General features: G+C 69.5%; 11 protein-coding genes. 4 read left to right on the forward strand and 7 right to left on the reverse strand.

The features are described 5' to 3' along the window. Positions 1-333 precede the first annotated feature (333 nt). A complete protein-coding gene (locus tag ABZ738_RS32315) occupies positions 334-972 on the reverse strand; it encodes a TetR/AcrR family transcriptional regulator (RefSeq protein ID WP_357219667.1) in 639 nt (212 codons plus the stop codon). 110 nt (positions 973-1,082) lie between these two features. Between ABZ738_RS32315 and ABZ738_RS32320 the strand changes: the two genes are divergently transcribed. After that, positions 1,083-2,270, forward strand: a complete 1,188-nt coding sequence (locus ABZ738_RS32320; RefSeq protein ID WP_357219670.1) for an acyltransferase family protein — start codon at positions 1,083-1,085, stop codon at positions 2,268-2,270. Between the two features lie 100 nt (positions 2,271-2,370). On the opposite strand, the gene ABZ738_RS32325 is transcribed toward ABZ738_RS32320, so the two are convergent. Next, complete coding sequence (locus ABZ738_RS32325) at positions 2,371-2,994, reverse strand: hypothetical protein (RefSeq protein ID WP_357219673.1); 624 nt, start codon at positions 2,992-2,994, stop codon at positions 2,371-2,373. A gap of 84 nt (positions 2,995-3,078) precedes the next feature. On the opposite strand from ABZ738_RS32325, the gene ABZ738_RS32330 reads away from it, so the two are divergent. After that, positions 3,079-3,945, forward strand: coding sequence for a MerR family transcriptional regulator (locus ABZ738_RS32330; RefSeq protein WP_357219675.1), 867 nt, complete (start codon positions 3,079-3,081; stop codon positions 3,943-3,945). Here the strand turns inward: ABZ738_RS32330 and ABZ738_RS32335 are convergent. The 3 genes from ABZ738_RS32335 to ABZ738_RS32345 all read right to left on the reverse strand — a co-directional run bounded on the left by ABZ738_RS32335 (position 3,942) and on the right by ABZ738_RS32345 (position 8,825). Then, positions 3,942-5,048 carry an LLM class flavin-dependent oxidoreductase gene (locus tag ABZ738_RS32335; protein ID WP_357219678.1) on the reverse strand — a complete coding sequence of 369 codons (1,107 nt, stop codon included), beginning with the start codon at positions 5,046-5,048 and terminating at the stop codon, positions 3,942-3,944. The two genes, ABZ738_RS32330 and ABZ738_RS32335, sit on opposite strands and share 4 nt — an antisense overlap. 328 nt (positions 5,049-5,376) lie before the next feature. After that, the gene (locus ABZ738_RS32340) at positions 5,377-7,905 is read right to left on the reverse strand and encodes a S8 family serine peptidase (protein ID WP_357219695.1); all 2,529 of its coding nucleotides are present in this window, start codon (positions 7,903-7,905) and stop codon (positions 5,377-5,379) included. Between the two features lie 713 nt (positions 7,906-8,618). After that, positions 8,619-8,825 (reverse strand): hypothetical protein, encoded by a 207-nt coding sequence (locus ABZ738_RS32345; protein WP_357219681.1) that lies wholly within the window; start codon positions 8,823-8,825, stop codon positions 8,619-8,621. A 51-nt stretch (positions 8,826-8,876) separates the two neighbouring features. Between ABZ738_RS32345 and ABZ738_RS32350 the strand changes: the two genes are divergently transcribed. Next, positions 8,877-9,479, forward strand: a complete 603-nt coding sequence (locus tag ABZ738_RS32350; RefSeq protein WP_357219684.1) for a DUF998 domain-containing protein — start codon at positions 8,877-8,879, stop codon at positions 9,477-9,479. 315 nt (positions 9,480-9,794) lie between these two features. Here the strand turns inward: ABZ738_RS32350 and pyrF are convergent, their stop codons facing one another. Both pyrF and ABZ738_RS32360 read right to left on the reverse strand, forming a co-directional pair. Next, on the reverse strand, positions 9,795-10,685 hold the full coding sequence (gene pyrF, locus ABZ738_RS32355) for an orotidine-5'-phosphate decarboxylase (protein WP_357219687.1): 891 nt from the start codon (positions 10,683-10,685) through the stop codon (positions 9,795-9,797). Between the two features lie 460 nt (positions 10,686-11,145). Beyond that, positions 11,146-12,141: a hypothetical protein gene (locus ABZ738_RS32360; RefSeq protein ID WP_357219690.1), complete on the reverse strand. Its 996-nt coding sequence runs from the start codon at positions 12,139-12,141 to the stop codon at positions 11,146-11,148. Positions 12,142-12,221: 80 nt separating this feature from the next. Between ABZ738_RS32360 and ABZ738_RS32365 the strand changes: the two genes are divergently transcribed. Beyond that, positions 12,222-12,803: a TetR/AcrR family transcriptional regulator gene (locus ABZ738_RS32365; RefSeq protein WP_357219692.1), complete on the forward strand. Its 582-nt coding sequence runs from the start codon at positions 12,222-12,224 to the stop codon at positions 12,801-12,803. Positions 12,804-13,168 lie beyond the last annotated feature (365 nt).

Raw genomic sequence — 13,168 nt, forward strand, 5'->3', positions numbered from 1 at the left:
GCCGCCATACCGAGCCAGCCGAGCCACCAATCGCCACCCCTGCGCCAGCCGGCAGCAGGTAACCACCGCTCCATCAAAGCGGGGGGAACTCACATGTCCGGTGCCACCCCCTGGCTGCCGGCGCCGACCGCGACATCGCGGAGTACCGCGCCGAACGCCGCAGCCCCACCCCAGTGCTCTCGGAACACTCCGCGAGACCCCGGAACAGCAGGGTCAGAGTCTTGATTGGGTCGACGCGCTCACCACCAGCCTGCCAGGAATCTATGCGGGTCCTCAACGCCCGCCCCGCCGCCAACGGCGCCGACCTGACCGGCACCTGCTCCGCCGGGACGGTCACCGATGACCACCTACGGTGTCCGGTGTACCGGTCGACGGGTCGGCGCCGAACAGGCCCAGTCGCAGCAGGCGTTGGTTGGCGGCGCTGCGGTGGGCCAGCACCTGCCCGTCGAACATCGGCCGGTCCAGGTTGGGTTGCATGACCGGCTCCAGCATCAGCGGGCCGACGATCAGGCACAGCATCTGGAACGGCGCCCACTCAAGGTCCGCGTCCGTGCGGCCGCCCTCGGCCGCGATCAGCCGCTCCAACTCGGTACGTGCACCCTCCAGAAGGCGGCCGAACAGCGCGGCGCTGGCCGGGCTGTTCTCCTGCAGCACCCGGCGCAGATAGCCGCGGAGCACCGGGTCAGCGCCAAACATCCGGGCGGACACCTCACCCAGTGACCCCATCAGATCCCCACCGCTCGGATCCCGCTCCCGCAGGGCAGCGCCGAGCCGGGCCAGAACCTCCTCGTCGACGGCGGCGCGCAGCCCTTCCTTGGAGCCGAAGTGGTGCATCACCAGGGCCGGCGACAGGCCAGCCTCGGCAGCCACCGCGCGGGCCGAGGTGGCGGCGAAACCGCGCTGCGCGAACAGGCGTAGGGCCGCCTCGCGCAGCCGCGCCCGTCCGGTCAGGTCCGAGGGCGACGCTTGCATACCAGCACCGTATGCCACCGCACCGGCACCGCCCTCGGGGACATCCCCAAGGGTGACTTCCGGGATTCCACCCGATCCGGCGCTGAACATATGTTCAGTACGTTGAACACATGATCAGTGTTGACAAGCCCCCCGCACCCCGCACTCAGCACCTGCACTACCTGGACAACCTCCGGGTCGCGATGATCCTCATGGTGGTGATCCACCACGCCGCCCAGGCATACGGCCCGGCCGACTGGTGGTACGTCGAAGGCAGCCAGGACGCCCCCTTCCTGGCCGACCTCTCCGCAGTGGGCGGGGCCTTCCGGATGAGCCTGCTGTTCTTCGTCGCCGCGTTCCTCGTGCCCCGCACCATCGACCGCACAGGCAACTGGGGATTCCTGCGCGGCCGGCTCAAGCGCCTCGGCATCCCGTTCCTGGTCGGCTCGGCCACGATCATCCCGGCGCTGATGTACGTCCACTACCGCGAATACCGCGGCTACCCGCCGATCTCGTTTCCGCGCTACTACCTGGACGTGTTCCTCGGCTTCGGCCCGCAGCCCGCCGACTGGACCGGGCCGATCTGGCCCGACCTGCAGTTCGGGCACCTGTGGTTCATCCAGAACCTCCTCGCCTTCAGCGCCCTCTACGTGCTGTTCCGCTGGCTCGGCGTACTACTGCGCCGCGTCCGCCCGATCACCCCGTCGACCCGGACACCCGATAACCCCGGCCTGCTCATCTTCACCCTCGCCCTGGCCGCAGTCGTGTTCCTCATCCGAATCTGGTACCCGCTCGACCAGTGGGTGCCGCTGTTCGAGTTCATCCAGGCCGAACCAGCCCGCCTCGCCCAGTACACGGCGTTCTTCATCGCCGGCGTCATCGCCCACCGACGCGACTGGCTCACCCGGCTGCCCCGCTCCACCGGCTACACCTGGCTGGCCATCGGCGCGGCACTCACCGCCGTACTGTTCTGGACCGGCACCGACACCCCGTTCTTCGCCCCCGGCGGCGCCTCCTGGGCCTCGGCCTGCTGGACCCTGACCGAGACCTTCCTGTGTGTCGGCCTCAGCATCGGCCTGCTCACCCTGTTCAGGGACGTCTTCGCCGGCCACAACCGGCTCACCCGCGCCATGGCCGCCAACTCCTACACCATCTACATCGTCCACCTGCCGATCGTCGTCGCCCTACAGTTCGCATTCGCCCGCGCCGCCCTACCCACCCTGGCCACCTTCGCCACCGTCGCCACTCTCGGCATGGCCATCAGCGTCGCCGCCGCCGCGACCATCCGCCGCGTGCCCGGCCTCCGCACGATCCTGTGACTGTCCTCCGACCCCGACCCCGACCCCGACCCGGCCGACCATCGACACGAGAACCGGGCGCGCGCGAGGCGCCACTCGTCGTATGGTGTGCCGTGATTGATCATCGACGCCGTAGGAGCCGCCAGCCCAGGCAGCCATGCCAGATCATGACGGGTAGCTGCAGGGCGTAACCGAGTTGTTCCAGCATGGGTGACATGCCGTCGGTTCCGGTGGTCCAGGGGACGGCGACAGCGGCGAGGCCTGCCAGGGCAGCGAGCCTCCCGGTACGGCGAAGTCGGTCTGGTAGGTCGGCGCCGACTGTGGTGACGGCTGTGGCGGCTACCCAGAGCAGCCCGGTGAGGTTCACTGCCCATTTGGCGGTGAGCATCACCGCGCTGGCCACGTCGGTGACGGTGTCTCCTGGCTCAGCGGCGAGTTGGGTCACTGCGAGGTTGCCGGCGTCGTGGAGTAGGCCCGCCAGCCCTGCGGAGGCCAGCAGTCCACCCGCGAGGACGGCCAGGTGAGGCCGGAACAGTGCGTCGGGGTTGCCGGCCAGCACCAGTCCGGCTGCGGCCAACGCCAGCCAGCCGAGTACGTCGAGTGCGAGTTCGGTCATGTGCAGCCCGACGTGGTCGTGCACGGCGGTCAACGTGGCAGCCGGGTCGGACGGATTCAGGGTCAGCCCCGATGGCACCGCCACTGCCGCCGCGGCCAGGATCGTCACCATCGAGATCAGAAGAAGCATGCCCGCAAGTCGGGCGCCGGGGTCCTTGTCAGCGGGTGTCATGGTGGGCGACGGTAGAACCCTGCCCCAGGGAGAAGGTCAAACGTGTGGCGGATCGGAGAACTTGCCCGGATGACCGGCGCAACCGAAAGAGCCCTGCGCCACTACCACAGAATCGGACTACTGGTGCCGACGACCGTCGATCGCACGTCCGGCTACCGCTGGTACGGCGCCTCGGCGCTGTCCCGACTGGAGCGGATCCGCGGACTTCAACGCCTGGGCCTGTCGCTCCGCGACATAGCCGACCTGATCGATGCACCCGACGAGCAGGTGAGGCAAGCAGTACGCGAAACAATGGCCGAGATCCGCCGACAGGTCACGGCCATGAAGGAGGTGGCCGATCGCGCCGAGGACTATCTCTCCGCACCCATGCCGATCCTGCCCCACCAGGCCACTGTCGGCGCACGCCATCTACGCGTGCGCCACCTGACTGTCACGCATCCCAGCGAGATCGCTGCCGTCTGCGCCACTGATTCCCGCGCCACCCTTCTGACCTGGCTACGAGCACGTCCCCAAAGCGGCTTCACCGCTGCGGTCGACACCGGTCGAACGGGCGAGCGACTCACGCTACCGGCCCGCACGGTGGTACGCGCCGTCCTCCCACCGACAGCCGGAATCATCGACGCCGGGCACCACTTCTTCGACTGGCTTCACCGGCACCATCTGACCATCACCGGGCCCACCGTGGAGGACCACCTCACCGACGCTTCCGGCGACCACATCACGGTGCTGGAGGTACCCATCCGCCCGGACACCACGCCACCTGATCACAGAGATTTCGGGCCGCATCCGTACCATCGGACCAGCCACCCGGGGCCGCAGCATGATCGTCAGCGGCCGAACCCGGCGCACGATGGCGCCGATACGCGGCGCCTGGCGAGACACGCGGAGCATCTCGCTGACAACTCCTAACGCTTTGAGCGTTCCAGTCGTCCGATGAGGGGGGTCAACGGATCCACAGCGTCTGCGCGTACGACATAACGGGTGACGCCCCAGCGCTTCTCGTGTTCGGCGATGGCGGAGAGGATCTCTGCCTCGGTGCCGATCCACACAAAGGGCGTGGCCAGTAGTTCGGCCACGGTCATGCCGAGTTGTGCACTGGTGCCTGCGGCGGCGGCTTCCGCGTCGTCCGTCACGATCACCTTCTGCACGAGCGCCTCCAACTGCGGCGGGTCGTCACGCCCGTAGGCGCCAACCGCGACGTGCCGTAGCTGCGCCTCGATCTCGTCCGTGCGCCGGTGGGTCTGGTGCGTGTGTCCGTCGGGAAGGGTACGACCGAATCCGGTGAGTCCGACCACGTCGGCGTTACCTCCCGCCCAGCGCAACAGATGGGAGTTGGCCGTGCCGAGAGTGAGCGGCACTCGCTGCCGCACGGGCCTTGGCTGGGTCAGTCGGGCCTCGCGTGCGGCGACCTCAGGGGTGTCGACGCTCACCGCCCCACCGTCGAGCAGGGCACGCACGGCTTCGGCCACGGCTATGCAGCGCCGTACCCGCCCGGCGACATCGGGACGATGCCGCCCGATCGCCTCCCACTCGGTCGGGGTGTGGCCGGCGCCGAGGCCGAGGCGGGCGCGTCCGCCGGAGACCAGGTCGAGCGTGGCGACATCGGCCGCGAGCAGGATCGGTTCGCGGACCCCGGCATTGGACACGTACGAGCCGAGCCCGATCGTCGATGTGACGGCCGCCGCAGCAGCGAGAGCAACGAAGGGCGAGGCCGCCGAGCCAGGGTGATCCGCGACGAGTAGGGCGTGGAATCCGGCGGTCTCGCACTTCCGGGCGAGTTGCAGCCAGCTACCGGCATCGGACGGACTGGCTTGCAGTGAAATCCTGGTCATGACGACAGTCTGTCGCGGTCCGAGTCGGATGTGCCTGCCTAGAGCCTGATATCTGCTCACAGCAGGAGCATTGAGGTGGTCAGGGATCAGGCCGGCGTCGGCATCCGGCGGTGCTGGTAGAGGATCGCGTTCACGACCCTCCCGCGGATCATCCTCGCCGTGACGGCCCGCGACCGACACACGCACGAACCTTTCACGTCTGCAGAAACGGTCCGACCAACGCCCACTGCTCGTCGGTCCCGCCGCTCAACAGGCATGTCGAGTCCGGTTCTCGGAAATGACTACGATCAACCCGTTCCGCAACGGCCACGACGCCCGCACCGAAGCCGCTGCGACCCGGGCCGAGGCAGACGAACCTCTGTGGCCTCCCCGCAGGCGACGTCGCCCGGACGCCCCGGAGCTAAGCGTGCAAAACAAGAGCGGATACGGCGGCAGGCCGCATAGCGGGCACGACAGCTCCACGACCTCTCCGGACACGACCCCCACCGCAGCGGCCCTGGCCATCAGGTCATCCTGCCTCGCGGGCTGCCCGCACCGCGGCGTACGCGTCGATGAGCCCGGCGCCTTCGTAGTTCTGGGTACCACCACATGCCGGTCCGCCGCCGCCCGGCGTGGTCCCGGATCCCGGGTCGGTGCCGGGGGCCACGCCGGTGCGGGCCGGGCTGGCGGTCTCCCGCAGGATCTCCCGGGTGCGTTTCAGGTCGCCGACGAGCGTCGGGTTGGCCGACCACATCAGAGCGACCGTCCCCGCGACGTGAGGGGCGGCCATCGAGGTGCCGTCGTTGCTGGTGTAGCCGCCGCCGGGCGTGGCGGAGAGGACTCCCTTGCCGGGGGCGACCAGGTCGGGCTTGACGGTGCCGTCCGGGGTCGGTCCCCTGCTGGAGAAGTCAGTCACCCGCCGCTGCCGGTCCACCGCACCCACGGTCAGCACCTCGGCGTAGGAGGCGGGCGGGGCGTCGACCGTGCCACAGAAGGGGCCGGTGTTGCCGGCGGCGGCCACGAAGAAGATGCCGGCGGCGGCGATCGCGGCGGTCGCCGGTGCGAGCGCGGTGAGGTCGCAGCCTTCGATTTCCGGGCAGCCCCACGAGTTGGTCAGCACGTGCGGGGCACGTTCCGGACGGCCGTCGGTGAACGGGTCACCGCCGGCCGGAAAGGGCGCCACCATGAACTGGAGACATTCGAGGTAGTGGGCGGGGTTGCCCAGGTTCCGGGTGAGGTTGACGCAGCCCACCCACTCGGCGCCGGGTGCTACGCCGACGTTGCCGCCGCCCACCGCAGTGGCGGTGGTGTGGGTGCCGTGACCGTTGGTGTCCGTCGGGGTGCGGGTGTGGTTCCACGGGTCGTACCAGGAGTCGTCACCGCCCCGGAAGCCATCGGCCAGGGTGGGGTGGCTGCCGTCCACTCCCGAGTCGGAGCTGCCCACCACGATGCCGGTGCCGTCGGTGTCGAGGTCGGACCAGACCCGGTCGGCGCCGATCAACGTCAGGTTCCAGACCGGTGTGGTCGGTGCCGGACCGTGGGCGTTCCCACCACCGGCCCTGGGGGCGAAGGGCAGAGGGCGCAGCCGCTGGCTGAGCAGGACCCGGTCCACGTCGTCGCGGCGGGACAGCCAGGCGCGTACGGCCGGACCGCCGTCCACCTCGATCGCGTTGACGAGGTAGTAGGGGGTGTAGGTCAGGCCGTACCGGTCGAGTTGCCGGCGCAGGTCGGCCTGGCTTTCCTCGGCGGTCCCGACCAGCCGCCGGTACACCTCGCCGACCTGTGCGTCCCGGTCCGGCCCCGGCCGTCCGGTGGCGATCCCGGTCAGGTCGGCCTGCTGGCGGAGGACGACGAAGAGCCGCTCGCCGTGCAGACCGGGTTGCCCGAGGCCGAGGTGGACCGCTCCAGCGGTGACGAGTAGCACGCCGACGGTGGTCGAGGCCACCCATCGGCGCGGCATCCGACTGCTGGGGGCGAGGGTGATGCCGTACGCGATGCCGAGCAGCAGCCCGACGGCGAGTGAGCCGCCGGTGGCGACAGCGGCCCAGAACGGCAGGTCCCGGCCGATCAGCAGCAGCGAGATCTCCTCCGGGTCGACCAGGGCCAGGGGCCCGATCAAGGCGATGCCGACGACGATCCCGGTGGTCAGAGCACCGCCGCGGCCCCGGGGCGCCTGGTCGGCGTACCTTCCGACCGGCGTGGTGGCGGCGAGCGCGGCGAGTGCGAAGCCGACGCAGGAAAGGATGACGAGGGCGGCGAGCTGTGCGCCGGTCTGGCCGATGCCGGCGCCGAGCAGGACCAGCGTCACGCCGGCGACCAGGCCGCCGAGGAGAACGAATCGGGCTGGGCCGACCGGATTGCCGGTGGCGTCGTCGCGGTACGCAGCCCAGAACCGCCGGTCGCAGATGGTGGCGGCGAGACAGCCGACGGCGGCGGCGGCGACGATCGCGAGGATGGTCTCCAGCAGGCCGCCGAGGGCGCCGAGCCAGAGCCAGGGCAGGAGCAGGGCGAGCCCGGCGGCGACGGCGAACCCGATGGCGGTGGCGTCCGGCCGGTCGGCTGGCGCGGGTGTGTGCCCCTGCGTCCCGGTGGTGGCGCCCCGGCGTCGGCGCAGGCGGTGCAGCCCGACCGCCGCCAGGGCCGCCGTCGCGGCCGTCGCCGCCAGGTAGATCTCGTGCTGCGGCATGGGGATCGCCCGCAGCAGCCCCAGGGCCCCGAGTGCCGTCGCGCCGAGCAACCAGGCCCGGCCGGCGGCGCGGATCGGGGTGGACCGGGGGATCACGGTCAGCAGGGCGGCGGGAAGCGCCACCAGCAGAGGGTTGACCAGCCCGCCGACCGGCTGTATCCAGCCAGGGATGTCGAATCCGGTGACCAGGAGGACCTGGTCGACCAGCCAGGCGATCGACTGGCCGGCGACGGTGACGGTGACGGCCCAGAGGCCGATCAGTATCGCGGCGATGACCGCCCCGCGCCCGCCCTGGGGGGCAGCGTCGCCAGGTCCCGGCGGGTACGGCGGTGGCCAACCGACCGCCGGGTACGGGTAGCTGGCGCCGGGCATCGCCTCCGGTTGGGCGGTTCCCGGCGTGGGGTAGGTCGCCTCCGGTTGCCCGGTCGAGGCCGGCGGGGGCACGGTGGATCCGTCCGTTGTGAGGTTGTCCGCTCTGCGGTTGTCCGCCACTGGCTCGTCCGACGCAGCGGGGTCGCCTTCTGCTGAACGCGCACCATCTGACGGCTCAGGATCCACGGGCTCACCGGGTCGCATGTCAGCACAGTACGACCTGCCGTCCCCACCAGCCGGTCTCCCAACCTGGACCCGTCCTCTCCTGATCTGTACCTCGCTGCACGCCTCCGATCCCATCCCGCCACCCCGCTGTCACTGAGGCCGAGGTGAAGCCTGCGGACGCATTCCAGCAGGCCGATACCCTTGTCGGGCAGGCTTCGGACCTGCTGCCCCCGCTGCCGGGCGATCACCGCTCGTTTCCTTCCTGCGGTGGTGCGGCGGCGGTGGCTCAGCATGAGCCGTGCAGCGGTGACCTCCGTCCGCACGGCCTCAACGGGACACCAGGCTGGCTGCCCCGGCTACATGGGCGGCTGCGGGTGCAGGCCGACTCACATGGGCAGCGGGGCAGCTTGTCGCGCAGGTCCTCGATTCGGGCGCTTCGAGGAGGTTGACGGCGTCCTCGTCGTTCAAACGTCTTGAGACCCGGCAGCGAAGACGATCGCGATCACGACAGCGAAAGTGGTGAGTACCAGTCAGCCGACGGTGACGGCCTAGCCGGTCACGCGCAATCGGCTGGGCATCCGCAGCCCGACGACGCCGAACACGAGGGCCACTAACGCAAGGATCGCGGTCAGCACGCAGATCAGCGCAGCGAGCAACCCCGAACACCAGGGCGCGCGTTCGGTAACGCGCAAAACACTCGTCTTGCCTGCTGCGGGCTCCATGACCATCGGCACTGTGCCGGCCGGCAGCTGCACGATGCACTGAGACCGCCGGACAGTCCGCGCGCTGGTGGAAGGAAGAGTCACGTGGTCTTTTGGGTGGGCGGCGCCGGTGCGGTGCTGTTCGTGTTGGTGTTCCTCATCGACGGCTGGAGCCGGCCGCACTACGCACCAGTACGCCACCCGGTCAGCGCCTTAGCGCTCGGCAGGCGAGGCTGGATCCAAACGGCGAACTTCCTCGTCTCTGGCTCCGCGATCACGGTAGGGGCACTCGGAGTGGTCGTCGAGGGACCGAGCCTCCCGGTCGGTGTGGTCCTGACCGTCTTCGGGCTCGGCCTCGTCGCATCCGGGGTGTTCCGGATGGATCCGATGCTCGGATATCCGCCGGGCGCTCCAGCAGGGATACCCGAGGGGCACAGCGCCCAGCACCGACTCCACGATCTCGCCGGCGCCGTGGTCTTCCTGTCCCTGCCCCTCTCCGCGGCTGTCGGTGCGTTCACGCTGCCCGGGACATCCTGGAGGATCACCTCGGCCTGTTTCGCCGTCGCACTGTTCTTCGGATTCAGCCGGTTCGGCAGGGCGTGGGAGGAGGCGTCACCGCGCCTCGGCCTCATCCAACGCGCCGTCATAATCCCGGGATGGGGCTGGATCGCCGCCCTGTTCACCGCGCTGGCGCTCGGACTGAGCTAGCTGGACCGCCGGCTGGGCTCCGCCTCGGCTCGACCGAGGAGTGACGGCCCAGCACCGTGACGTCGTCGACGCGACCGGCGTTGAGCCGGTCGGCGGCACACCGGGCGGCGGCGTGACTCGGCGCGAGATGTTCGGTGTCACAGACGATGCGCCGGACGGCGCAAGCGAGTTCGATCCGCAGCCTGCGGCCGCGTAGACCATCGGCCAACAATCGGGACTGCCCCAGGTTGGGCCTTACCGCTTGCTGCGACCTCCAGGTCGATGACGACCTTGGTTGCCGCGTGTCTCGGGAGCGTTGCCGCCAAATAGGCGTGTCTAGCTTCGCGGATCATTCTCGGCGGGGCGAACGGCGTCCCCTGGTTGGGTCATCGTGGTCACCGCAGCTCGGATTTCGTCGACCAGTGCCATGGTCGCTGTCCGAGCCCCCTGCGCGAACCGGGGACCGGGGTCGGCCTCGATGATGGATCGGGACGAGCTGATGATCAAACCACCGCCCTGGTGTAGACCGGCCCGGATGATGTGCCCGACAGGGCCGCCCTGATGCCCCACACCGGCGACGAGTATCGGCAGGTGCGGAGCGATCCGTCGTACCTCGCCGACCTGTTCGGGGTGGGTACCACCGACCAGCACACTGCAGTTGCCGTGTTCGTTCCAGTCGTACGCGGCGAGGCGCGCCACCCGCATGTACAGCGGCTCCCCACCGGTCTGCAGGTCCTGCAACTCTCCCGAGCCGGGGTTCGAGGTGCGGCACAACACGATGACGCCCTTGGTGCGGGTGTCCAGGAACGGCCGCAACGCATCAACGCCGAGGTAGGGCTGGACTGTCACCGCATCCGCGCCAAGGTAGCCGAAGAGCGCGTCACGGTAGGCCAGGTTCGTGGAGGCGATGTCCCCGCGCTTGGCGTCCACAATCACCGCCACCTCCGGTGCCACCGCGTTGATATGGGTGATGGTCCGCCGCAGTGCACTGATGCCAGGCGCCCCCCACCGTTCGTAGAACGCGATGTTGGGCTTGTACGCGCACACCAGGTCAGCGGTGGCGTCGACGATCTCGCAGTTGAACCGGGTCAACGCCCGTTCGACATCCTGCTCACCAAGAGCCAACCGCACAGACCCCATCTCGGGATCCAATCCGACGCAGGCACACCGACCGCGCCGCCACTGCTGCGTCAACAACTGGCCGTACACCGCATCCCGCACCTGCACCGACCCCTTCCTCGCGTCCCGACCATTGCCCTCGTAGGGCTGCCGTGATCGCCTCGCGCTCCGTACGGCCTCGGTCTTGAGTCCCACCTCTACGCAGGATCGGGTTTGATCGTAGAACATCGATTTGCGCGCGGTGCGTGGCGCCTACCGATCGCCGAGCGCCCTTCTGGCGCGGTGCCGGTGTACTACCGCTGAACCCCGACCGAGCACAGGCACGTCTTCAGGAAGTCCAGGCCTGCACCGCGTCGGCTGTTCGACAGCTCACTGAACAGGCTCACCCCGGTCGAGCATGAAAGGCTCCGTCCGATCACCCTGTCCATAGCCCGGCGCCAGCCAATATGGCTCCGAAAAGCTCGGGGATCATCAAGCCGTCCGGGAAACCGGGGGAACCTCAACTACGTAGGCCACCACGCAACGCTACGCGGCCATAAGCGGGAACGTGATCAAGCGGATCGCGCGACTACTTCGCGAGGCTCTGAGTACGCGTGCGGCCGTACTCGGCCAGGGCGTGGAACGCGGCCTTCGGCGTCCACGAGCCATCCGGCAGCACCCGCACGATCCCGCGCGCGGCCAGGTCGTAGTCGTGGTCCGGGTCGGCGGCGGTCGGTAGGTGCCGGTTCGCGAACGTGTACACGAACGCTGCCTCCACCCCTGCGGTCTCGTAGTCGCGCAGCAGGTCCACGAGGTAGCGGGCCTGGCCCTCCTCGTCACGTTCCAGCGCCGCGGTGAGCTTCGCGGCGCGGCCGTGCTCGTCGTACGTCACCGGTTCCGCCCCTCCCGCGACGTCGGCCGCGCCGCGGAACGTGCAGCAGCCGAACTCGGTCGCGGCGTACGGCTTGCCCTGCCCCACCGCAGCCGCCAGGGTTTGCGGGAACGCTGAAGCGTTAGTCGCGTCGCGGTAGCCGGCGTCGCTGGCGATGATGTCGAACAGCGTCCAGTCGACATCCTCCAGCGGGATCGATGCGTAGCCGACGGGGCCACCGAACCGCTCTCGCACCGCGGGCACCGCATCGGCGAGGAAGTCGCGCACCGCGGCGCGCGCGGCCGGAACCGCCTCCCGCATCCGTATCGGATCGGTGAACAGCGCCAGGCGCTCTGCCAGGTCACGGCCGGGCAGGAAGCCGTCGGTGAACATAGAGATCTCGGAGCCCGTGAGGTACACGACCGAGGCGCCGCTGCGCCGCAGCCGCTCGGCCCGCTCCGCGCCGTCGAGCACGAACGCCATGAGCCCGTCGCGGTCCAGGCCGTTGGTGAACGGGCAATACCACACCTCGAGGCCTGCCTCGGCGGCCAGCCCTGCGGCCAGCTCCAACCGGTCCTGGACTCCGCCCGTAGTGCGCACCGCGTCGCAGTGCAGCTCGTCACGGATGACGCGCAGGTCGCGCCGTACAGTTTCTGGGTCAAACGGCTCGTGGGTAGTGGAGCCGGCGCTCACGAAGCCGGTGTCGTAGTTCATTCCGAAGACGCGCACAGAGGTGCCCCCACCTGTAAGGTACGTCGTGTACCCTATAGGGTACGTCCAGTACCCTGCAAGACGTGGGCACGAGGCGCCGAGGCGAAGAACTGGAACGGGCGATCCTGCACGCGGCGGCGGAGGAACTACGCGAGTCCGGCTACGCGGCGATGACCATGGATCGGGTCGCCGCCCGCGCCGGAACCAACAAGAACGCCATCTACCGTCGGTGGCCGCAGCGGGCTGCGCTGGGCATCGCGGCATACCGCCACCTGTCCGACGCCGTGAGGCCGAACCCCGACACGGGTACCCTGCGGGGCGATGCGCTCGAGATGCTGCGGCAGGCGAACCAGACGTGGTCCTCGCCCCACGGAGCGGTCCTACGCGGCCTGCTGGCGGCTGCGGCGGATGACCCGGCGCTGCTCGCCCTCATACGCGAACGATCGGGCACGGACACCATGGACCGCGCCTTCCTGACTATCCTCGAACGCGCCATAGCACGCGGCGAGGCCCCACCGGCGGCCGCCCATCCGCGCGTCGCAACCACGCCGATGACGCTGCTACGAGCCGAGTACGCGATGCGCGGCATCCCCGCGGTCCCCGACGAGGTACTGGTCGAAATCGTCGATGAGGTCTTTATGCCGCTCGTCCGCGGCCGCGCCTGAACACCCACACGCCGAACGCGATCACGCGCCACTCGACCCCGGCGAAACATGTTCCGCGCGATCCGGCACTTGCGTCCGCTCGCCAGAGCCACGATCAACCGCCCTGACATCGGCTACCTGTTTCATTGACCTGCAACCGTGGCCCGGCAGGCTTCGATCGAGGCGCCCGGGCTGTCGCTCTCATTACGGCTGCCCACGCTGCACACGAGATTGACCTGTCGAGCAGGAACGCCAACAAGTTGCGTGCCGCGTTCGGCCCCTACCTCGCTCTGAGGTTCCCCCGGTTTGCCGGAGGGTTGGTTACCTGGCGCCGGTGGGCTCAGGCTGAACGATAGTCGTCTCGTCGGGTCGGGCCTGGTGGGTGT

The sequence above is a fragment of the Micromonospora sp. NPDC047793 genome (assembly GCF_040642635.1).
Lineage (GTDB): Bacteria > Actinomycetota > Actinomycetes > Mycobacteriales > Micromonosporaceae > Micromonospora.

Coding starts and splice junctions, on each gene's coding strand:
- ABZ738_RS32340 (WP_357219695.1), bottom strand. CDS start 7,905: ATGCCCGGCGCCAGCTACCCGTACCCGGCGGTCGGTTGGCCACCGCCG.
- ABZ738_RS32325 (WP_357219673.1), bottom strand. CDS start 2,994: ATGCTTCTTCTGATCTCGATGGTGACGATCCTGGCCGCGGCGGCAGTG.
- ABZ738_RS32360 (WP_357219690.1), bottom strand. CDS start 12,141: ATGAACTACGACACCGGCTTCGTGAGCGCCGGCTCCACTACCCACGAG.
- ABZ738_RS32320 (WP_357219670.1), top strand. CDS start 1,083: ATGATCAGTGTTGACAAGCCCCCCGCACCCCGCACTCAGCACCTGCAC.
- ABZ738_RS32315 (WP_357219667.1), bottom strand. CDS start 972: ATGCAAGCGTCGCCCTCGGACCTGACCGGACGGGCGCGGCTGCGCGAG.